The following is a 21,907-nucleotide window of genomic DNA, read 5'->3' as shown; positions in this document are numbered from 1 at the left end:
TCCGCCGCGAGTCGCCCCTGCCACGCTCCCGACGCTGCGTCCGGGGCATTCCGCTTTCGAATTTCCTGTCCCATGCCGCGCGCACTCGAGCCCGCCGAGCCCATCCTGTCCGCCCAGGGCACCCCGTATTCGCCCCGCTACGACGACGTCTACCACAGCACCGAAGGCGGCCTGGCGCAGGCCGCCCATGTCTTCCTCGGCGGCAATGGCTTGCCGGATGCGTGGGCCGGGCAACGGCAGTTCGTCATCGTCGAGACCGGCTTCGGCCAGGGGTTGAATTTCCTCGCGACCTGGCAGGCGTGGCGCGACCATCCGCAGCGCTGCGGCACGTTGCACTTCGTCTCGATCGAAAAGCATCCGTTCACGCGCGACGGGCTGGCGCAACTGCATGCCAGCGTGGAGGCGTTGCAGCCCCTGGCGCAGGCGCTGCAGGCGCAATGGCCGCTGGCGCTGCCGGGCCTGCACCGGCTCGCGTTCGACCAGGGCCGCGTGGTGCTGACGCTGGCGCTGGGCGATGCCGAAGCGATGCTGCCGCGGCTGGCCGCGGGGGCAGATGCCTTCTATCTGGACGGCTTCTCGCCGGCGCGCAATGCCGAGATGTGGTCGGTGCCGGTGTTCCGCGGCCTGGCGCGGCTGGCGCGTCCCGGTGCCACGCTGGCGACGTATACCGCCGCGGGCTTTGTGCGGCGCGGGCTGAAGGAGGTCGGCTTCGAGGTCGCCAAGGTCCCCGGTTTTGGCGGCAAGCGCGACATGACCGTCGCGCGCTTTCGCCCGCAATGGAAATCGCGTCGCCACGCGCCGCCGCTGCCGGCGCAATGGGCCGAGCGCCATGCCATCGTGATCGGCGCCGGACTGGCCGGCTGCGCCGTGACCGAGCGCCTGGCCGCGCGCGGCTGGCGCGTGACCCTGTTCGATGCCCATGACGGGCCGGCGCGGCAGACCTCGGCGCATCGCGCCGCGGCCATGCATGCGCATGTGTCGGCCGACGACAGCCTGCTGTCGCGGCTGTCGCGCGCCGGCAACCAGTACGCGCTGCGCGCCTGGGCGGCGCTGGCCGAGGCCGGGCACGCGGTCGGCTGGCACGGCTGCGGCGTGCTGCAGATCGGCGCGGACGAGGCCGAGGGCGAGGCCCAGCGCGCGGCGCTGGACGCCATGGGCTTGCCGCAGGATTTCGTGCGCTGGATGAGCGCTGATGAGGCGGCCTCGGCGCACCACGCCGGCGTGCCGCGCGGCGGTCTGTGGTTCCCGCTGGGCGGATGGGTGGCGCCGCCGGACATCTGCGCGGCGCAGCTTGCGCGCGCCGGCGAGGCGGTGGCGACGCGCTTCGGCTGCCGGGTCGGCGCGATCGCGCGCGTCGACGGGCAATGGCGGGCGCTGGCGCCGGGCGGCGCCGTGCTGGCGTCGGCACCGGTACTGGTGTTGGCCAACGCACACGAGGCACAGCAACTGCTGCCCCAGCAACACTGGACCCTGCGGCGCGTGCGCGGACAGCTGACCACGCTCGCGGCCGCGCAGGTCGACGCGCTCGGCGGCTGGCCCGACTGCGTGGTGACCGGTGCCGGCTACCTGTTGCCGCGTGCCGCCGACGGCAGCGGGCGCGTCGGCTCGAGCTATGACGAAGATGTCGGTCCGCTGGTGGCGCAGCCGGCGGTCCACGCCGCCAACCTGGCCCGGCTGGCCGGGCTGCTGCCCGGCCAGGCCGACGCGGTGGCCGCGATCGATCCCGCCAACGTGTCGGGCTATGTCGGCGTGCGCACGGTCACGCACAACCGGCTGCCGCTGATCGGGCAAGTGCCGGACGAGGCCGCCGCGGTGGCGCAGGCCGCGTCGCTGCGCGGCGCGCACCTGCGCGACCTGCCGCGCCAGCCCGGGCTCTATGCGGCGCTGGCCTATGCCTCGCGCGGCCTTACCTGGGCCGCGCTGGGCGCGGAACTGCTGGCCAGCCAGATCGAAGGCGAGCCGCTGCCGCTGGAGTCGGACCTGGCCGATGCGGTGGATCCGGCACGCCTGCTGCTGCGCGCGCTGCGCCATGGGCAGGCGGCGTAGCGCGGCGCGGCCAGGCAGCGGGGGCGGGGCGCGTTCCGGGCAAAATCTGCCGGAAGCGAATCAAAACCGTGCGATAATCCCCGTTTTCCGTTTGCGCGGAGCTTTCCGTTCGCCGGTGCGCTGCCCTGGCCGTCCTCTGGTGACGGCGCCGTGGCGGTAAAGCGGGCGGTACGCGTACAAGACGGCAGCACCTACGAACACAACTACATTTCTGGATTGGATCTACGACCATGTCGAACGTGATTGAGAACCTCGGCAAGCTGGACCGCAAGGTGACCCTGGCCATCCCCAAGGCCGAAGTGGAGAAGGAAAAGCAGGAGCGCCTGGTTCGCCTGTCGAAGACCGTGAAGATGTCGGGCTTCCGTCCGGGCAAGGTGCCGATGAAGATGGTCGAGAAGCAGTACGGCCAGCAGGTCGAGTTCGAAGTGCGCTTCGACAAGGCCGCACGCAAGTTCTTCGACATCACCAAGGAACAGGACGTCAAGGTTGCCGGCCAGCCCAAGTTCGAGATCAAGAACGAAGGCGTGGGCGAGGACGAAGTCGCCTTCGACGCCACCTTCGAGGTGTACCCGGAAGTGAAGATCGGTGACCTGTCGGCTGCCGAAGTCACCCGCACCGGCACTGAAATCACCGATGCCGAAGTCGACAAGACCATCGACATCCTGCGCAAGCAGCGTGTGCACTACCACGCCCGCGGCGAAGCCGGCGAGCATGGCGACGGCGGTGCCGACGTCACCGCGCAGAACGGCGACCGCGTGACGCTGGACTTCGTCGGCAAGATCGACGGCGAAGAGTTCGCCGGCGGCAAGGCCGAGGACTTCCCGTTCGTGCTGGGCGAAGGCCGCATGCTGCCCGAGTTCGAGCAGGCCGCGCTGGGCCTGAAGGTCGGCGAAAGCAAGACCTTCCCGCTGGCCTTCCCGGCCGACTACCACGGCAAGGAAGTGGCCGGCAAGACCGCCGAGTTCACCGTGACCCTGAAGAAGATCGAGTGGGCCCACCTGCCGGAAGTGAATGAAGCCTTCGCCAAGTCGCTCGGCATCGCCGACGGCAGCGTCGACAAGATGCGCGCCGACATCCGCGAGAACCTCGAGCGCGAAGTGAAGCGCCGCACGCACGCCATGCTGAAGGACCAGGTCATGGAAGCGCTGCTGAAGGCCAGCGAGCTGGACGTGCCCAAGGCCCTGATCGAGCAGGACCAGGAGCGCCTGGTGGAAATGGCCCGCCGCGACCTCGAGCAGCGTGGCATGCCCAACGCCAAGGACATGCCGATCCCGGCCGAGATGTTCGCGCAGCAGGCCGAGCGCCGCGTCAAGCTGGGCCTGATCCTGGCCGAGATCGTCAAGGCCAACGGCCTGGAAGCCAAGGCCGACCAGATCAAGGCCGAGATCGAGGACTTCGCCAAGAGCTACGAGGACCCGAAGGAAGTCATGCGCTGGTACTACGGCGACCAGCAGCGCCTGGCCGAAATGGAAGCCTACGTGCTCGAAAACAACGTGGTAAATTTCGTGTGCGGCAAGGCCAAGGTCACCGACAAGAAGGTGTCCTTCGAGGAACTCACCGCCGAAGGCAACGCGCAGCAAGCCTGAGGCCGGAAGTGACCGGCAGCCCCGCGCCACGGTGCGGGGCCGGAACTTCCCGAGTTACCCGGATTGCCTTGCGATCCGACGAATCCATGGAGAACATGCATGACCCGCAATGATTTGCTTGACCGTCTCGCCACCACGCAGGCTTCGGCACTGGAAACCCAGGGCCTGGGGCTGGTGCCGATGGTCGTCGAGCAGTCCGGCCGGGGCGAGCGCGCCTATGACATCTACTCGCGCCTGCTGAAGGAGCGCGTGGTGTTCATGGTGGGCGAGGTCAACGACCAGACCGCCAACCTGGTGGTGGCACAGCTGCTGTTTCTGGAAAGCGAGAACCCCGACAAGGACGTGTCCCTGTACATCAACTCGCCGGGCGGTTCGGTGTCGGCGGGGCTGGCCATCTACGACACCATGCAGTTCATCAAGCCGGACGTGTCGACGCTGTGCATGGGCATGGCGGCCAGCATGGGCGCCTTCCTGCTGGCGGCGGGTGCCAAGGGCAAGCGTTCGGCGCTGCCCAACTCGCGCATCATGATCCACCAGCCGCTGGGCGGCGCGCGCGGCCAGGCCTCGGATATCGAGATCCAGGCGCGCGAGATCCTGTACCTGCGCGAGCGGCTCAACACCATCCTGTCGGAAGTGACCGGCCAGCCGGTCGAGAAGATTGCCCGCGACACCGATCGCGACAACTTCATGAGCGGCGACCAGGCGGTCGACTACGGCCTGATCGACAAGGTTCTCGCCCGCCGCGGCTGATGCGGCGCGCCGCCGTGGCCATGGTGCAACGGCGGCCTGCCACGCTGGCTGGGCCCAAATGGCGAAGGCTATACCGGAACGAGGCCCCATGCCTCGTTTTTTGCATCGGAACCTGTGAAACGGGGCCTTGGCCCCACAGCCGGGGGGAACCGCCGGTGGTGCCAATTGTTTTGGCGTATGATGCGTTTGAAGCGTATCGCCGAGGAGCCTGTCGCCCCGCGGTGTGCGCACTGCAAAAGTGACTGATTCCTATGGCGGACAAAAAAGGTTCATCCAGCGAAAAGCTTCTGTACTGCTCCTTCTGCGGCAAGAGCCAGCATGAGGTCAAGAAGCTGATTGCCGGCCCGTCGGTGTTCATTTGCGACGAGTGCATCGACCTGTGCAACGAGATCATTCGCGACGAGGCCACGGCATCCGAGAAAGACGCCGCCACGGCCGCGCGCTCCGACCTGCCCACGCCCCACGAGATCCGCGAAAGCCTGGACCAGTATGTGATCGGCCAGGAACAGGCCAAGAAGATTCTGGCCGTGGCGGTCTACAACCATTACAAGCGCCTCAAGCACCTCGGCAAGAAGGATGACGTCGAGCTGTCCAAGAGCAATATCCTGCTGATCGGGCCCACCGGCTCGGGCAAGACGCTGCTCGCGCAGACGCTGGCGCGCCTGCTGAACGTGCCGTTCGTGATCGCCGACGCGACCACGCTGACCGAAGCCGGCTACGTCGGCGAGGACGTCGAGAACATCATCCAGAAGCTGCTGCAGAACTGCAACTACGAAGTCGAGAAGGCGCAGCGCGGCATCGTCTACATCGATGAGATCGACAAGATCTCGCGCAAGTCGGACAACCCGTCGATTACGCGCGACGTGTCCGGCGAAGGCGTGCAGCAGGCCCTGCTCAAGCTGATCGAAGGCACCATGGCATCGGTGCCGCCGCAGGGTGGCCGCAAGCATCCGAACCAGGACTTCCTGCAGGTGGACACGACCAACATCCTGTTCATCTGCGGCGGCGCCTTCGATGGCCTCGAGAAGGTCATCATGCAGCGCTCGGACAAGACCGGCATCGGCTTTGCCGCGCAGGTCAAGAGCAAGGAAGAACGCGACGTCAGCGAGGTGCTGCCGCAGACCGAGCCGGAAGACCTGATCAAGTTCGGCCTGATTCCCGAACTGATCGGCCGCCTGCCGGTGGTGGCGACGCTGGCCAAGCTGGACGAGGCCGCGCTGATGCAGATCCTGGTCGAGCCCAAGAATGCGCTGGTCAAGCAATACCAGAAGCTGCTGGCGATGGAAGGCGTCGAGCTCGAAATCCGTCCCGGTGCGCTGAGCGCCATCGCGCGCAAGGCGATCCGCCGCAAGACCGGTGCCCGCGGGCTGCGCTCGATCCTGGAGCAGTCGCTGATGGACGTCATGTATGACTTGCCTAATTACAAGGGCGTGCAAAAGGTGGTGATCGATGAAAATACGATCAACGGCGATGCACCGCCGCTGCTGATGTACGAAGAGCAGCAGCCCAAGGTGGCAGGGTCTAACTGACGCGAGGCCTGCCAGAGTGGTCAGAGGTCGGCACCACACGGGCAGCAGGTCGAAAAAGGCCGTTCGCGTAGAAGCGAGCGGCTTTTTTTGTTTATTTCTACCGACGAGAGGGAGGAAACGCGGGTATGCTGTTTCAGAGGGGCCACCAAGTGCAGGTAGCGGCATCTGCCTGTCTTGATGAATCGATTGGCACGTATCTTGTAATCGATTCGGGCGGCCCAATTTACGCCTTAAATGACTGACTTGGGGAAAATGATGTCCGGAACACAACTCCTCCCGGCCGAGCCGATTCGCCTCCCACTGTTGCCGCTGCGCGACGTGGTGGTGTTTCCGCACATGGTGATCCCGCTGTTCGTGGGACGCCCAAAGTCCATCAAGGCGCTTGAGACTGCGATGGAGGCGGGCAAGAGCATCATGCTCGTGGCCCAGAAGACGGCGGCCAAGGACGAGCCGACCGCCGACGACCTGTACGAGGTCGGCTGCATCGCCAATATCCTGCAAATGCTGAAGCTGCCCGACGGTACCGTGAAGGTGCTGGTCGAGGGCACCCAGCGCGCAAATATCCGCGAGGTGAGCGAGGACGATTCGCACTTCATGTGCGAAGCCGTGCCCGTGCCGCCCGCACCTGGCGAAAGCGCCGAGACCGAGGCCCTGCGCCGCGCGATCGTGTCGCAGTTCGACCAGTACGTAAAACTCAACAAGAAGATCCCGCCGGAGATCCTGACCTCGCTGTCGGGCATCGACGAGGCCGGGCGCCTGGCGGACACCATCGCCGCGCACCTGCCGATCAAGCTCGAGCAGAAGCAGAAGATCCTGGAGATGGTCAACGTGACCGAGCGCCTGGAAAGCCTGCTGTCGCAGCTCGAGGGCGAGATCGACATCCTGCAGGTCGAAAAGCGCATCCGTGGCCGCGTCAAGCGCCAGATGGAGAAGAGCCAGCGCGAGTACTACCTGAACGAGCAGGTCAAGGCCATCCAGAAGGAACTGGGCGAGGGCGAAGAAGGCGCCGACCTGGAAGAACTCGACAAGCGCATCAAGGCTGCGCGCATGCCGAAGGAAGCCAAGAAGAAGGCCGACGCCGAATTCAAGAAGCTCAAGCTGATGTCGCCGATGTCGGCCGAAGCCACCGTCGTGCGCAACTACATCGACACGCTGGTGAACCTGCCGTGGCGCAAGAAGAGCAAGGTCAACAACGACCTCGCCAACGCCGAGCGCGTGCTGGATGAAGACCACTACGGCCTGGAGAAGGTCAAGGAACGCATTCTCGAGTACCTCGCGGTGCAACAGCGCGTGGACAAGGTGAAGGCACCCATCCTCTGCCTGGTCGGGCCTCCCGGCGTGGGCAAGACCTCGCTCGGCCAGTCGGTGGCGCGCGCGACGAACCGCAAGTTCGTGCGCATGGCACTGGGTGGCGTGCGTGATGAGGCCGAGATCCGCGGCCACCGCCGTACCTACATCGGGTCGATGCCGGGCAAGATCTTGCAGAGCCTGTCCAAGGTTGGCGTGCGCAATCCGCTCTTCCTGCTCGACGAGATCGACAAGATGGGCCAGGATTTCCGCGGCGATCCGTCGTCGGCGCTGCTCGAGGTGCTGGACCCGGAACAGAACCACACGTTCCAGGACCACTACATCGAGGTCGATTTCGACCTGTCCGACGTGATGTTCGTGGCGACGTCGAACTCGCTGAACATTCCGCCGCCGCTGCTCGACCGTATGGAAGTGATCCGCCTGTCGGGTTATACCGAGGAAGAGAAGCTCAACATCGCCACGCGTTACCTGCTGCCGAAGCAGATCAAGAACAATGGTCTGAAGGCGGGCGAGATCGAGGTCACCGATGCGGCGATCCGCGACATCATCCGCTACTACACGCGCGAAGCCGGTGTGCGTTCGCTCGAGCGCGAGGTCTCCAAGATTGCCCGCAAGGCGGTCAAGCTGCTGCTGCTGAAGAAGGAGTCGGGCACGATCAAGGTCGATTCGGACAACCTCGACAAGTTCCTGGGCGTACGCAAGTACGACTTCGGCCTGGCCGGCAAGGAAAATCAGGTGGGCCAGGTGACCGGCCTGGCGTGGACCGAGGTGGGCGGCGACCTGCTGACCATCGAGGCCGCGATCATGCCGGGCAAGGGCAACATCACCCGCACCGGCTCGCTGGGCGACGTGATGAAGGAATCGGTCGAGGCCGCGCGCTCGGTGGTACGTTCGCGGGCACGCCGCCTGGGCATCACCGATGAGATGTTCGAGAAGCGCGACATCCACATCCACGTGCCCGAAGGCGCCACGCCCAAGGACGGCCCGTCTGCGGGCGGTGCCATGACCACGGCGCTGGTGTCGGTGCTGACCGGCATCCCGGTGCGCGCGGATGTCGCCATGACCGGCGAGATCACGCTGCGCGGCGAGGTGCTGCCCATCGGCGGCCTGAAGGAGAAGCTGCTGGCAGCCCACCGCGGCGGCATCAAGCTGGTGCTGATCCCCGAGGAAAACGTCAAGGACCTGGCCGAGATCCCGGACAACGTCAAGAACGCCATCGAGATCGTGCCGGTGCGCTGGATCGACAAGGTGCTGGAACTGGCACTCGAGCGCAAGCCCGAGGCGTTGCCGGAAGAAGATGCCAAGCCCGCCGAGGTGGCGGACAAGGCCACCGCCAAGGTCGAGCGACTGCATCACTGACGACGCCTTAGCCGCATGAACCAAACGCCGCAGGGCAGCGATGCCCGGCGGCGTTTTTTTGTCCGCGCGGGCCTTGGCAAACCGAAATCACATGTATTAAACTTGCGCCCTCGCAACGCAAACCACGGCATCTGCCGCGAGGTGCGGAGCGTTCAGCAAGTTGCAGGCAGGCAGCCTGCGATGGTCGAGCGGGTGCTTAGCTCAGTTGGTAGAGCGGCGCCCTTACAAGGCGTAGGTCGGGGGTTCGAACCCCTCAGCACCCACCACCGCTCCACCAGCAAGAATCAAGGACTTAGAGCGATCTGGGTCTTTTTTTGCCTGTTTCACCACCCTGCATCCGAGCCCAAAAGAGCCTCTGCCACCCAAAGAGAGCTGCTCGACGAAATCACCGCTGATATCGGTGCCAGTGCTAGCCGATGCCGCGCTCTGCAAGAATGCCAGCCACCCGCGCTAGCCACTGCGCGGAAGCCTTAGTCGTACTGAAAGCGCTTCACCACGCTCTCGTCCCACTCGATTCCAGATCCGGGCCTGTCCGGCACCACCAGGTGTCCATCTGCAAGCGCAAAAGGCTCCTTCAGCACGGGATAGGCCCAGTCCTGCCATTCCAGCCAGTGCGCCGTTTCGGTGATGCGCATCAGATGTGCGCAGACTTCCGGATACAGATGCGTGGAGACAGGGATTCCTGCCGCCGAAGCGATCGGCGCAGACCGCAGCCACCCCGACACGCCGCCGATCCGCATCATGTCCAGCATGACGCAGTCACACGCCTCGGCCTGCACTGCCTTCAATAACTCGCGCGGACCATAGAAGTTCTCGCCCAGCTGGATCGGCGTCTTGATCTCGCGCGCCAGCCGCGCATGGCCGCTGGTGTTGTTGTATGCGAGGGGCTCCTCGAACCAGTACAGCCGCTCGTTATCAAGGGCATGGCAGCGGCGCAGACCGTCATCAAACGACAAGCCCTGGTTGAAATCCACCATTAGCTTGATCTCGTCGCCAGCCGCTTCGCGCACCGCGCGAATGGCATCAAGGTCGTCTTGCAGCTTTTGGCGGCCCAGCCGCAGCTTCAAAGCGCTGAATGCTCCTTCTGCAACGAGCGAACTAGCTTCTTCTGCAACGCCATCCACGTGGCTCAACCACAGCCCATTACTGTTGTACGCCTGCACGCTGCCCACTGTTCCGCCAAGCAATGCTGCGAGAGGCAGGCCTGCGGCCTTGCCGAGCGCGTCCCACGCGGCCATGTCGAGCCCTGCGATGGCGATCATCGTGATGCCTTCGTAGCCGAGGAGATGCGTTGAACCTCTGGCGTTCTGGAAGTCATCAAGCGGTGCGATCCTGCTACCGGCCCGTGATGCGGCAAGATCCCGGATCGCAGGCACGATGTACCTGGGCGCCTGTATCAGATATGGCTCAAGATAACTGCGACCGACAACGCCTTCCCGAGTGTGAAGATCAACCAGGATCAGCGGCCACTGGTCGAATGCGCCGACCTTCGAAATGATTGGTCGATTTAACGGAATCAGAACCGCACGGACCTCAACGCTTTGGTAAGTGAGGGGTTCGAAATCCATGGCGACACCTCCTGACGACCAGTACAACCCGCGCGGCACCGGACCAGGAACTCCTTATCGGAGTTCCTCGAGTCTGGCCAGCGCTCGCGCAGGCTGTAACCCGCACAGTACGCCGCGATCGGTGGGATCCGCAACTGGAATCAGTCGCCGCCCGTGCGCCGACGAGATGCCGTTTGTTGCCGAAATCCGCTTCCCAGGAGCACTGCCGCGTTCCCTCGTCGTCATTGCGAGCGGACCAGCCCGCGCTCGCTGAGGGCGTCGAACACGTGATTGACCACCGCGTCGCAGCGCGTACCGGCAAAACTGAACGTGCTCTGCAGATAGGGACTTACCTCCGCGGCCAGGGATTCGCGCAGCATCATGCGGGCCCGCAGAAAGCGCGTCTTGACCACGTCGCCGCTAACGCCAAGGCAATAAGCCGTTTCCTCTACGCTCAAGTCTTCGACCGCCCGAAGGATGAACACGCAGCGGTAGATCGGCGGCAGCTTTTCGACCGCAAGCTGCAGCAGTTCCCGCACCTGACCGCGTTCGGCCATGGCTTCAGGTGATTCGTCGTCAGCGGCGCGGAAGGACATCATGTTCTCCTGTAAAGGTCCGCCAGGAAGATCTTCTTCTTCGCCCCGGGCTTCGATCTGAAAGAGCCGGCGTCTCTTGCGCTGCGCTGTCAGGGCGACATTGATGGCTATGCGCGCCAGCCAGGTGCTCAGCGCGGCCTCGCCGCGAAACGAATCCAGGCTGGTAAAGGCGCGCAGGTAGGTTTCCTGCACGACATCCTGGGCTTCGGCATCGTCCGCAACCACGCCACGGGCCGTGCGGAACAACAGGCGGTTGTTGCGCCGCATGATGGCCTCGAAGGCAGACGCGGCGCCGGCGCGGGCGCTGGCGACCAGTTCGGCGTCTGTGGTGGCACTGGCGCCAGACGGCAGGGGCGGCCTGAGATCCCGGTTCTTGTCCATTTGGAGATCTGGCTCCTTTTCCGTTGCAGATCATTAGACGGCACAGCTGCCAAAAGGTGACAGTCGACTGGGCGCATACGCGACTGCGGTACCTCGCCTGGGGTCGAACCACGCGTCAGTAATCATAGGCAGATGCATGCAGCCACAACTCATCGCAATGTGGCTCAGACCTCGTGTCACCTTCCGGCGTCTGCAAACGTCTAACGCCTATGCAACGGACAAATTCGAGCCACTGCCGTCGGAGACCTGTCGGTTGTTTTTTTTCAGTTGCTGCATCTCCTCCTGACAAGGACGTCGATCATGAAAAGGCAACCCTCCGCACTGACATCTGAAACTGAAGTGCAGCCGGTACCGCTGCGGCAGCCAGCGATGCCGCAGCTGGCTCGACGGAGGCTGGCAAATGCACTGCTCACGGCAGCCGCAGTGGCGGCCGTGGCGGCATGTGGCGGCAGTTCTGGAGGGGGCGGCACGGATGCGGCCAGCACGGAGGCGGCGCAGAAGGCCCTGGTCGAGCAGGGCAAGCAGATCTTTCGCTTCGACACCTTCGGGGACGAAGCGAAGTGGACCGATCACCTGAGGATGCACGAGGTCATCGCCAGCTCGGTGGATCCCTTGACTGCACTCTCCGTGGGCCTCAAGGTGGACGCCGAGGCCTTGCCCGAGGCTATCGCAAACGGCATCCGCAATGGCACGATCGACCTGAAGAGCCCGGCTACGACGGTGGCGCTGCTGAAACTGAACGCGGTCGTCGGCCTCCAGGGGACCGTCGAGACCGTCAATGGGGTCGACAAGCTGACCCGCGTCGGCACCACCTGCGCCCTCTGTCATTCGACGGTGGACAACTCGTTCGCGCCGGGCATCGGCAAGCGGCTGGACGGATGGCCCAACCGGGATCTCAATCCCGGCGCCATCATCGCGCTGTCACCGGCCATTGACGAGGCCATGAAAAAGGTCCTCAACGCCTGGGGCGCAGGCAAGTACGACCCGCGCAATAATATCGACGGCCTCAGCAAGCCGGTCGTGATACCGCCCGCCTTCGGGCTGGCCGGCATTCACCGCATTACCTTTACCGGCGATGGCGAAGACATCATGTACTGGAACCGGTATGTCGCCGTCTCCCAGATGGGCGGCCTCGGCTCCGTATCCGAACCGCGCCTGAATATCTCCATCACCAATGGCTCGGTGGACCTTGTCACCAGCAAGCTTCCGGCCCTGCAAGCGTATCAGCTATCCCTGGGCGCTCCGCCGCCACCGGCTGGCAGTTTCGACCCGGCGGCGGCGCTGCGGGGCAAGGCCCTGTTCGAAGGCGCGGGCCGATGCGCCACGTGCCATAGTGGCCCGGCATTTACCGATGCCAACTCGCTGCTTCACCCGCCCGCCGACTCGATGGCGGAACCGGAGAGCCCGAGCTACGCCTCGCGCTCCGCAACCAAGCAATACCGGACCACGCCGCTGAAGGGCGCATGGCAACACCCTCCCTATTTCCATGACGGCTCTGCGGCGACTTTGCCGGAGGTCGTGACGACCTACAACACCAAGCGGGGACTGGGGCTGAGCAGCCAGGATATTGCCGACCTGGCGGAGTATCTGAAGTCGCTGTGACGTGAAGCCCAGGCGGAATGTGCCGCGACGGCGGCGCGCATCGCCTCCGTCTGCGGCTGCGCGCGCGTCTGACGCGCGCAACAGGGTGTTATCGGCTTGCAGGACTTTACGAAAACTTGCGGATCAATTGCTGCAAGCGGTCGCAGGCAGCGGGAACCTGGTGCTCAATCGCCGTCGCGACACCAAGCAGCAGGCCGGACCGTTGTGTGGAAGCAGAGCAGAACCAGCCCGATAACGGTGCGGGCGCCAGCCCGTAGGCATAGGCTTCCCGGGCGATCCTTTGGTCGTCGGCGCCGTCCGGCAGTCTCACCACTACGGCGAGGCCTGCCGCATAGGCCTGGAATTCCCTGGCGTTGAGCGCAGCCAGAAGCGCATCGCTGCGGGCTGCGTAAATGCGTTTCATGCGCCGCAGGTGCCGCAGATAGTGTCCATCGCGCATAAACTCGGCGGTCGCCATTTGCACCGCCGGCCCTGGCGCGGAAGCGAGGCAGGCGACGACTTCTTCGAAGCGCGATACCAGGACAGGCGGCACGACCACGAAGCCGAGCCGCAGCGTGGGGCTGAGTGTCTTGCTGAAGGACCCGATATGGATGACCCGCCCGGCCCGATCCTGCGATGCCAGTGCGGGAGCCGCGCGACGCCTGAGCTGGAGTTCGCCAAGGTAGTCGTCCTCGATGATCCATGCACCCGCGCGGCTGGCCCACTCGAGCAGTTGCACGCGGCGACCGAGTGAGAGAGTCGGGCCCAGGGGCGCCTGCTGACCCGCCGTAACCAGCGCCACCGCGGCATCCGGTGCATGTGCCTGGCCGTAGCCGACATCGATGCCGTTTTCATCCACCGGGATGGGAACGGTCGTGAGCCGGGACAATGCCATGGCTCTGCGACTGGGAAGAAATCCCGGATTCTCGACCCAGGCTTGCCGGCCCTCGGCCTGGATCACCCGCAGCGTGACACCGAGCGCGCCGGTAAAGCCCGCGGTGATGAAGACCTGCGAGGGCTGGCAGTCCATCGCCCGGGACAATGCCAGGTGCGCCGCGATCTCTCTGCGGAGTTCATGCTCGCCGCGCGGATCCGGGTAGGTCGCCGGCGCCTCCACCTCGTCACGTGCCGCCCGCGATCGCAGCCGTGCGAACAAGGGGGCAGGGAAGCAGTCCGATGCCGGCACGCCCATCTGGAACACTGCCGGGCCCGGCAGAAAGTGCTGGTACAGCTCCGAGCGCAAATCGGTTTCGAGCGAACGCGCCTGTTCCGCGTGGGGCCTTGCGGCTCCGGCGTGGTCGGAAACCCTGGTGCCGCCGGCGCGCGATGAAACCACCAGTTGCGCATCGGACAGCCGCTCGTAGGCGGTCCTGACAGTGCCTCGCGCCACGCCAAGCTGGGCAGCGAGGTCGATCCACGACGGCAACCTGGCGCCTGGAACCAGCACGCCACTCTCGATCGCGCCGGTGATGCCGAGCCGTATCTGCTCCGCCAGTGAGGTTCTGGACGCACGGTCCAGCTTCAGGTCGAGGATGCTGGTCATCGCCGCTGGTACATTCAAAAATCGTGTTTTTGGTTCTTTTTTGTGAACCAGATGGGGTGCATGATTCTAGCCTCCAAGGAGCCAAACATGAAACTGCAACGCATTCTTCTCTCCCTGCTGGCGGCAACGGGCATCGCCTTTACCGGGGTCGCAGCGGCGCACGGCGCCGGTGACACGGTGAAGCCCAATTTCTCGAAGGAGATCCCCAATATCCCGGGCAAGTCGCTCGTCGCCGTCGAGGTCTTTTATCCGCCCGGTGGTGCATCGCTGCCGCACACCCATGCCAGGTCGTCGTTCATCTATGCCTACGTCGTTTCGGGCAGCATCGCCAGCAAGGTGAACGACGAGCCGGAACGAGTCTACAAGGCGGGCGAGAGTTTCTTCGAGAATCCGGGCTCCCGCCATCCGGTGAGCCGCAATGCGAGCAAGACCAGGCCGGCAAAGCTGCTGGCCGTGTTCGTAGTCGATACGGCCGACCAGGAACTGACCATCTACGACAACTAGGAGCTTGAAATGAGACTGGACTACACCAAGGTATCGGCGGGCGGCGTCAAGGCATTTGGCGGCGTATACGGCTATGTCATGCAATCGGGCCTGGAAGACGTCCTGGTCGACCTGGTCTATCTGCGCGTAAGCCAGATCAATGGGTGCGCGTATTGCCTCGACATGCATACGCGCGACCTGATCAAGAAGGGCGTTACGCCGGCAAAGCTCGCGCTTGTGCAGGCCTGGCAGGAAGCGGGGCCGCTGTTCAGCGAACGCGAGCAGGCGGCGCTGGCCTGGACGGAATCCGTCACCCGCGTCGCTGACACCCATGTGCCCGACGAAGACTTTCGACGGGCCGCGGCGGTGTTCAGCGAAAAGGAACTCGCCGACCTCACCATGGCCATCGGGCTGATGAATGCCTATAATCGGCTCGCCATCAGCTTCCGCCGTGCCCCCGAATCTGCCCTCGCTGCTGCAGCCTGAAGCGGTTGGGTCTCGAACACCGGGCGGATCTCGATGCCATCGCGGGAGCCACCAACGTGCAATCGACATCCCCAGATAGCGTGCCGGGCAATGACGCGCGCGAGCGCGCAGGGCAGGCGTCGGGCGACGCCGCCCAGCGCCTGTCGTGGGACGACCTGCGCATTATCAAGACGCTCAGCGAAAGCGGCAGTCGTGCGATCGCCGCCAGCAAGCTGGGCATCAACGTATCCACGGTGTCGCGCCGGGTGGCGCAGGCCGAAGCGGCGCTCGGCGTCACGCTGTTCGACCGGCGGCGTGCCGGCTACAGGCTCACGGCCGAGGGATTGGAGTTGCGCGCGCTGTGCGAGCGCGTCGAGCTCGATGTCGTCAGCGTCGCCAGACGTGTCTCGCGCGGCCTGCACGGACCGCTGGGGACGTTGCGGATCACGACCAGCGACTCTCTGTTGCTGTACTTCCTTACGCCCATCATCGCGGACTTCAAAACGCGCAATGCCGCGGTGGCGGTCGAGGTGCTGGTCGGCAACGGCGCCTTGAACCTTGCCCGCGACGAATCCGATATTGCATTCCGGGCGACCCGGCGCCCGTCGGAAAGTCTGGTCGGTCGAAAACTCGCGACCATCGCGTGGGCGCCTTACGGCTGTGCGACGCAGTTCGGCCGCAACGTGCCCGCGGCCGATGGCCTCTACGATCGCGCGTGGGTGTCCTATGCAGGCCAATTGTCCGCTCTCAAGGCATCTCAATACGTAGAGCGCCGGGTCGCCTCCGCCAATATTTCATACCGTTCCGACTCCGTCGCAGCGGTCAGCGCGGCCATCGCGGCCGGGCTCGGCCTGGGGTTTCTGCCGTGCATGCTGGGAGATATCATGCCCGGGCTGGTGCGCGTCGGTCCCGTCGTGCCCGAGCTGCGGGATGAACTCTGGCTGCTCACCCATCCGGATATCCGAAGGTCTCGCCGCGTTCAGGCATTCATGAGCTTCTGCGCAGCCGCGGTCGCCGAGCGCAAGGCATTGATCGAGGGCCGGGAGCCTGTCGGCGGCGCGTAGGCCGAAGCCCGGCCGCCGCGGTCAGGCTGCCGCCGCCGGCCTCAGCACCGCCTTGCAGGCGATCTCGATCAATTGCGGTGCCATGGCCAGCCTGGAAACGCCGATCAGATTGCTTGCGCATTGCGGCCGTTCGGTACCGTACGCCTCCTTGCGCACCGAGCCGGCGGCAGCGAATGCCGCATCCACGTCCAGCACATACAGGGTTTCCTCCACCACGTTGTCGAGTGTGGCGCCAAAGCGCGCAAGAATGCCCGACAGGTTTTCGTAGGTGGCGCGCATCTGGGCTTCCATCATGGAAAAATCGCGCGGCCGGCCGCTTGCGTCGAGGGATGCCGGTGCCACCAGGTTGCCGCCGCTGTCGTGGCTGAGCTGGCCGGAAACATAGATATCGTTGCCCACCTGCACCGCCTGCGCATAGCCGTATGCCTCTTCCCACGGGACACCCCAGTAGGTCGCTTTCTTGTCGATTGAACGCGCATTGCCAACCATGATCTGCTCCTTGGGCGAAGGACCGCCAGGGAGAGACGATCCGGCACCCAGACTAGCATTGCGGGGCAATCCGATGCGCGGCATTTGTGCATTTTCAACGCGCAAGAATGCGATCAGATCTCGTGCGCGGGATCTCCGGCGGTCGAAGGCGGAGTGATCCAGATATGGGATGAGGTGTCTGATTTTGGTGGTCTACCGCCCTTATCCGGAACGGTCTAACGTTCACACCACGCGTCAGGCGCTCTTCCATTCATCCTTCTGGAGTAATCAATGACCACCATCTGGGATCCCGTCCGCGTAGGGCGCATGACCCTGAAGCATCGACTGGCTATGTCTGCGCTTACGCGCAGTCGCGCGCTATCCGATGGCACGCCGGGACCGCTGGCTGCCGAATACTATGCGCAACGGGCCTCGCTTGGACTGCTGATTACCGAAGGCACGCAGCCATCGGAGGACGGGCAAGGGTTTCCCAATTCCCCTGGCATCCATACCGAGGCGCATGTCGCCGCCTGGCGCAAGGTAGCCGATGCGGTGCACGCTGAAGGCGGTCACCTGTTCATCCAGCTTATGCATGCAGGCCGCATGTCGCACCCGGCCAATACACCGCACGGCCGGCAGGCCGTTGCGCCATCGGCGATTGCGCCGAACCTCGAACTCTACACCCCCTCGGGCATGCTGCCGGTTCCGGTGCCGCGTGCCTTGACGCAAGTGGAGCTGCTGGCCACCGTTTCGGAGTTTCGACGTGCTGCCGCAATGGCGGTGGAAGCGGGGGCCGACGGCGTGGAAATCCACGGCGCCAACGGCTACCTGATTCAGCAATTCCTCGCTCCTAACGCCAACACGCGCATGGACAACTATGGCGGTTCGATCCCGAACCGGATCCGGTTCGCGATGGAAGTCGCGGCCGCGGTATCGGCCGAGATCGGCGCCGATCGCACCGGCATCCGTCTGTCGCCCGGCTCGCGCCTGGGCGGCATCGACGAGGGCGAGCATTATGGCGACTTGTACCGTCACCTGGTTGCCGAACTGGCGAAGCTGGATCTTGCCTACCTGCATCTCGCGCACGGCGGCGACGAGCCATTGCTGAAGGACATTCGCGCCATCTGGCGCGGAATACTGCTTGTCAATCGAATCAACCGGCCGGTCAATGCCGTCGGAAAGGATATTGAAGCAGGACTGGCGGATATGGCCCCGATTGGCCGATGGGCGCTTGCCAATCCTGACGTCGTGGACCGGCTTCGCATCGGCGAACCGATGAATGAGGCCGACCAAATGACGTTCTACGGCGGAGGTGCCGAGGGTTACACCGACTATCCCAGGCTGGCCACGTCGAACGTTGCGGCCAAGGTAGCCTGATCGCCGGCGATTCGGTGGCTGAGAGGGCGCAGACTCGCCCGCCTCGGATACGGGCGCCACAATGGTGCTCCATATGGAGCGTTGAGCCATCCTGCGGGATGGCTCTTTTTTGTTTGCTTGGCAATGCGCGTGGCCGGTGACGGTGCTGGTTCTATCCGTCGGCGGTAAAACGGGTTGCCAGCATCATCGCGCCGCAAACAGTTTCCGCGCAGGAAACGCGTTGCTCAGATAGGCGATGAAGGCGTTGACTTTTGAACTCGAGAGCCGTCGGGATGAATGCAATACCCACAACTCAATGGGGCGGTCCGGGACAGGACCCCATATGTTCAATGCTGCCTCGTCCACGCATGGCAAGGTGAGCAACGAGCGCGGCAGCAGGCCAACACCGGCACCAGCCAGCACCGCATCGCGAACCGGGATAAGCGACGACATGCGCAGGCGTTCCCGCGGATTGAGCGTGATTTGCCGGCCTTCATGCGTGAAGATCCAATGCCCGCTGTCGAAGCCACTGGCGAGCACCACGGCCGGCACGTCGAAGACATCGCCGTCCTGACCTTCCGGAACTGGCATGGAGGCGGGCGCGACTACCAGCATCTCGTCACGCGCAAAACAGCGCCCCACCAGCATTTCGTTAGGCCGTGGATTCACACGAATGGCCACATCGTAGTTCTCTTCGACCAGATCGACATTGCGGTCCTCGGCGTTGATCTCCAGCACCACATCGGGGTAGGCCCTGGCGAAGCCAGCGGCAAGCTTGCCGATCATGGTGTGGGAAAACAGCACTGGCGCGCTGATACGCAGGCGTCCTCTGGGTGTCGACAAGCCTGTTGCGGCAAGGTCCCCGGCTTCCAGGATTTCCGCCACGAGCGGGTGCGTGCGTTCGTATAGCGCGCGGCCTGCCTCGGTAAGCTTGAGCGATCGGGTGCCGCGCTCGAATAGCCGTACACCGAGGCTATCCTCCAGATCCATCACGCGCCGGGACAGCGTCGCCTTGGGGCGGCCGCTGTATCGGCTGGCCTTGCCGAAGCCTCCTTGGGCAGCAACCAGATTGAAGTCAGCCAGGGCCGCCAGGTCCACGGTAGGTCCAATGTTGAGCTTGTTGCCAAATCTTACCTTCCTTATCCAGCAAATGAAAACGTTGTGCAGGTGGGGAACGTGTGACTACCCAGCGCGTATCCCCGCGTCATGGTGGCTGGTGGCGATTTGCCATAAAGCCGGTCGCTGCCAGTGCCCGCTACCGACAGGCTTGAATCCTATCAATGCCGGTGGGAACCAGACGCGGATGCCGGCGCCGAGCCCGAGGCCTTGACGTCAGGCACCGTGACGGTGACCACCTCGGTGGCGAGGATCTTGTGGCCGGGATCGGCCAGCTCCAGGCGCAGCCTGTGCGGCCCCGGCGTGAGGCCGACCACGATGATCGGATCCTCGCTCGTATGTGCCCAGGTGCCAGGAGTATCGTCAACCGTCACGTGCAAGTGCCCGATGCGAGGCGAGATCCCGGCGGCGGCATTGCCGAATATCGGCATGACGCGGAAATTCCCGGTGCGAAACTGGACGATGACTACGCCGCGCGCGAGCGGCTCCGGCAGCGCCGCATAGGGCAGCAACTTTGGTGCGGGTTCGCTGCCGAGGGGAAGAATGGCAGGCGGGCGGATGGCGTCTTGTGCAGGTTGCGCGGAGACACTCGCGCAGAACGCGGCTGCAATGCCGGCGGCTGAAAGGGACTTGACGATAGGGTGCATGGCGTTTTCCTTTGATGCGGAGGGTTGCCTCCACACGCACATCCAGGTCGGATGTGACGGGCGATTTCAGGATAGGCCTTGCATCTGAACACGCCGCCGCGGCGGGCTGTCGGCAGTTTTGTATGACAACGTAGCGGCACAACTGGCTGATACGAACAAATACATTAGGTGCCGCGGTTCGCTACAGCGGGGATACATCCGCATCGTTCAATGCTGCTTATGCAACGTATATCCGCTGCATGCATATATCCCAACCGGAACTGAGGACACGCCCAAATGAATCTCGCCAAGTTTGCAACCGCCGCCATGACCGTAGCCTGCCTTGCCGCAACGTTCCACCACGCCCACGCACAAGCACCGGGGATCCATCGGGCCGACCTGGTCAGCCATGAACTCAGCGTCGCGGGCAAGGAAGGCATTCAGGTGCGCGTGGATTTTGAACCGGGCGCGTTCGCGCCCAGGCACGCACACCCGGGTGAGGAGATCGCTCACGTGCTGCAGGGCAGCCTTGAGTATCAGCTTGGCGATCAGCGGCCGGTGACGCTGAAGGCAGGGGAATCGCTGTTCATACCGGCAGGCACGCCGCATTCAGCCCGGAATGTTGGCGGCGGCCTGGCATCGGAATTGGCAACCTATATCGTCACGAAGGGTTCGCCGCTGGTTGTGCCCGCGAAATAGGGTTTCCGGCCGCTGACCAGGAGGGGGTGGAAGACTTGTGATTCCACGGGTCGTTTCACCACCCCGTATTGGCGTCTACCTGGCGGCGCTGTGCAGCACGGCATTGCGCCGCGCATAGGCGAAGTAGATCACCAGCCCCAGCACCAGCCACACCAGGAAGGCGGCCCAGGTCAGCGCCTGCAGGTGCGCCATCAGAAACAGGCAGAAGCCGATCGACAGCAGCGGCACCACCGGCACGCCCGGGCAGCGGAACGCGCGCGGCAGCTCGGGCCGGGTCTTGCGCAGCACCAGCACCGCCACCGAGATCAGGGTGAAGGCGGCCAGCGTGCCGATATTGATCAGCTCGGCCAGCACGTTCAGCGGCACGAAGGCGGCAATCGCGGCAAATACCACGCCCACGGTCCAGGTGGCGAAATACGGCGTGGCATGCACCGGGTGCACCGACGACAGCCGCTCGGGCAGCAGCCCATCGCGCGACATGGCAAAGATCACGCGGGTCTGGCCGTAGGTCATCACCAGGATCACCGTGGTCATGCCCAGGATCGCGCCCAGGTCGACAAAGCCCGCCACCCAGTTCTGGCCGGCGAACTGCAGCGCCAGCGAGACCGGGTGGTCCACGCCGGCAAACTTCGCGAACGGCACGATGCCGGTCATGATCGCTGCGACCACCACATACAGCACGGTGCAGACCGCCAGCGAGCCGATGATGCCGATCGGCAGGTCGCGGCGCGGGTTGCGCACTTCTTCCGCGGCCGAGGTCACGGCATCGAAGCCGATAAAGGCGAAGAACACCAGCGCCGCCGCATTGAAGATGCCGGCAAAGCCGAACGGCGCGAACGGCTGCCAGTTGGCCGGCTGCACGTGCCACACGCCCACCGCGATAAACAGCAGCACCACGCCGATCTTCACCGCCACCATCAGGTTGTTGACGCGCGCGGACTCGCGCACGCCGTACGACACCACCCAGGTGATGGCCAGCATGATCAGGCACGCCGGCAGGTTCAGCACGGTGTGCACGCCCGGCACCGAGCCCGGCGCCGCGCTCAGCGCCGCCGGCAGCTTCATGCCGAAGCCCGCCATCAGCGACTGGAAATAGCCCGACCAGCCCACCGACACGGCCGAGGTGGCCAGCCCGTATTCCAGCAGCAGGTCCCAGCCGATCATCCACGCGACGATCTCGCCCAGCGTGGCGTAGCTGTAGGTATAGATCGAGCCCGACACCGGGATCGCCGAGGCGAACTCCGCGTAGCACAGCGCGGCAAAGCCGCACGCCAGCGCCGCGATCACGAACGACACCGTCAGCGCTGGCCCCGCGGTCAACGCGCCGGTGCCGGTCAGCACGAAGATGCCGGTGCCGATGATGGCGCCGATGCCCATCAGCACCAGGTCGACCGGACCCAGCAC

Annotated in this window: 18 protein-coding genes and 1 tRNA gene; 12 read left to right on the top strand and 7 right to left on the bottom strand. The window is 64.6% G+C overall.

Annotated features, from left to right (window positions below; all coding sequences use genetic code 11):
• Positions 1–72 precede the first annotated feature (72 nt).
• The 6 genes from mnmC to AC3FMM_RS30410 all read left to right on the top strand — a co-directional run bounded on the left by mnmC (position 73) and on the right by AC3FMM_RS30410 (position 8,844).
• A complete protein-coding gene (gene mnmC / locus AC3FMM_RS30435; protein ID WP_414249304.1) occupies positions 73–2,046 on the top strand; it encodes a bifunctional tRNA (5-methylaminomethyl-2-thiouridine)(34)-methyltransferase MnmC2/FAD-dependent 5-carboxymethylaminomethyl-2-thiouridine(34) oxidoreductase MnmC1 in 1,974 nt (657 codons plus the stop codon).
• 230 nt (positions 2,047–2,276) lie between these two features.
• Positions 2,277–3,632, top strand: coding sequence for a trigger factor (tig, locus tag AC3FMM_RS30430; protein WP_115709188.1), 1,356 nt, complete (start codon positions 2,277–2,279; stop codon positions 3,630–3,632).
• 99 nt (positions 3,633–3,731) lie between these two features.
• On the top strand, positions 3,732–4,382 hold the full coding sequence (gene clpP / locus AC3FMM_RS30425; RefSeq protein WP_011615108.1) for an ATP-dependent Clp endopeptidase proteolytic subunit ClpP: 651 nt from the start codon (positions 3,732–3,734) through the stop codon (positions 4,380–4,382).
• 251 nt (positions 4,383–4,633) lie between these two features.
• Positions 4,634–5,911, top strand: a complete 1,278-nt coding sequence (gene clpX, locus AC3FMM_RS30420) for an ATP-dependent Clp protease ATP-binding subunit ClpX (RefSeq protein ID WP_115680086.1) — start codon at positions 4,634–4,636, stop codon at positions 5,909–5,911.
• A 255-nt stretch (positions 5,912–6,166) separates the two neighbouring features.
• Positions 6,167–8,578: an endopeptidase La gene (lon, locus tag AC3FMM_RS30415; RefSeq protein WP_115681436.1), complete on the top strand. Its 2,412-nt coding sequence runs from the start codon at positions 6,167–6,169 to the stop codon at positions 8,576–8,578.
• Positions 8,579–8,768: 190 nt separating this feature from the next.
• Positions 8,769–8,844, top strand: a tRNA-Val gene (locus tag AC3FMM_RS30410).
• Between the two features lie 204 nt (positions 8,845–9,048).
• On the opposite strand, the gene AC3FMM_RS30405 is transcribed toward AC3FMM_RS30410, so the two are convergent.
• A complete protein-coding gene (locus AC3FMM_RS30405; RefSeq protein ID WP_488688159.1) occupies positions 9,049–10,146 on the bottom strand; it encodes an enolase C-terminal domain-like protein in 1,098 nt (365 codons plus the stop codon).
• Positions 10,147–10,367: 221 nt separating this feature from the next.
• Positions 10,368–11,102, bottom strand: coding sequence for an RNA polymerase sigma factor (locus AC3FMM_RS30400; protein WP_488688157.1), 735 nt, complete (start codon positions 11,100–11,102; stop codon positions 10,368–10,370).
• A 300-nt stretch (positions 11,103–11,402) separates the two neighbouring features.
• On the opposite strand from AC3FMM_RS30400, the gene AC3FMM_RS30395 reads away from it, so the two are divergent.
• Complete coding sequence (locus AC3FMM_RS30395; RefSeq protein ID WP_473703655.1) at positions 11,403–12,704, top strand: c-type cytochrome; 1,302 nt, start codon at positions 11,403–11,405, stop codon at positions 12,702–12,704.
• Between the two features lie 106 nt (positions 12,705–12,810).
• Here the strand turns inward: AC3FMM_RS30395 and pdxR are convergent, their stop codons facing one another.
• Entirely contained in the window at positions 12,811–14,226 is a 1,416-nt protein-coding gene (gene pdxR / locus AC3FMM_RS30390) for a MocR-like pyridoxine biosynthesis transcription factor PdxR (RefSeq protein ID WP_116312480.1), read from the bottom strand.
• Between the two features lie 87 nt (positions 14,227–14,313).
• Between pdxR and AC3FMM_RS30385 the strand changes: the two genes are divergently transcribed.
• Genes AC3FMM_RS30385 through AC3FMM_RS30375 form a run of 3 tightly spaced genes read left to right on the top strand, consistent with a single transcriptional unit; the run spans position 14,314 to position 16,238 of the window.
• Positions 14,314–14,730, top strand: a complete 417-nt coding sequence (locus tag AC3FMM_RS30385) for a cupin domain-containing protein (protein ID WP_115709258.1) — start codon at positions 14,314–14,316, stop codon at positions 14,728–14,730.
• 9 nt (positions 14,731–14,739) lie between these two features.
• On the top strand, positions 14,740–15,195 hold the full coding sequence (locus AC3FMM_RS30380; RefSeq protein ID WP_115706766.1) for a carboxymuconolactone decarboxylase family protein: 456 nt from the start codon (positions 14,740–14,742) through the stop codon (positions 15,193–15,195).
• Between the two features lie 5 nt (positions 15,196–15,200).
• Positions 15,201–16,238 (top strand): LysR family transcriptional regulator, encoded by a 1,038-nt coding sequence (locus AC3FMM_RS30375; protein ID WP_198035970.1) that lies wholly within the window; start codon positions 15,201–15,203, stop codon positions 16,236–16,238.
• Between the two features lie 21 nt (positions 16,239–16,259).
• Here the strand turns inward: AC3FMM_RS30375 and AC3FMM_RS30370 are convergent, their stop codons facing one another.
• Positions 16,260–16,811 (bottom strand): RidA family protein, encoded by a 552-nt coding sequence (locus tag AC3FMM_RS30370; protein ID WP_240987664.1) that lies wholly within the window; start codon positions 16,809–16,811, stop codon positions 16,260–16,262.
• 186 nt (positions 16,812–16,997) lie between these two features.
• Here AC3FMM_RS30370 and AC3FMM_RS30365 point away from each other — a divergent pair, with 186 nt between their 5' ends.
• Complete coding sequence (locus tag AC3FMM_RS30365; RefSeq protein ID WP_488688153.1) at positions 16,998–18,083, top strand: alkene reductase; 1,086 nt, start codon at positions 16,998–17,000, stop codon at positions 18,081–18,083.
• Between the two features lie 183 nt (positions 18,084–18,266).
• On the opposite strand, the gene AC3FMM_RS30360 is transcribed toward AC3FMM_RS30365, so the two are convergent.
• Both AC3FMM_RS30360 and AC3FMM_RS30355 read right to left on the bottom strand, forming a co-directional pair.
• Positions 18,267–19,160 (bottom strand): LysR family transcriptional regulator, encoded by an 894-nt coding sequence (locus AC3FMM_RS30360; RefSeq protein ID WP_488688151.1) that lies wholly within the window; start codon positions 19,158–19,160, stop codon positions 18,267–18,269.
• Positions 19,161–19,339: 179 nt separating this feature from the next.
• Entirely contained in the window at positions 19,340–19,825 is a 486-nt protein-coding gene (locus AC3FMM_RS30355) for a DUF6130 family protein (protein ID WP_488688149.1), read from the bottom strand.
• A gap of 276 nt (positions 19,826–20,101) precedes the next feature.
• On the opposite strand from AC3FMM_RS30355, the gene AC3FMM_RS30350 reads away from it, so the two are divergent.
• Complete coding sequence (locus tag AC3FMM_RS30350) at positions 20,102–20,503, top strand: cupin domain-containing protein (protein WP_488688147.1); 402 nt, start codon at positions 20,102–20,104, stop codon at positions 20,501–20,503.
• 75 nt (positions 20,504–20,578) lie between these two features.
• On the opposite strand, the gene bcaP is transcribed toward AC3FMM_RS30350, so the two are convergent.
• The coding region (gene bcaP, locus AC3FMM_RS30345) for a branched-chain amino acid transporter BcaP (RefSeq protein ID WP_488688145.1) at positions 20,579–21,907 on the bottom strand (1,329 nt) is incomplete at its 5' end.

The sequence above is a fragment of the Cupriavidus sp. 207A1 genome (assembly GCF_057798955.1).
This window is presented reverse-complemented; position numbering and strand designations above follow the sequence as displayed.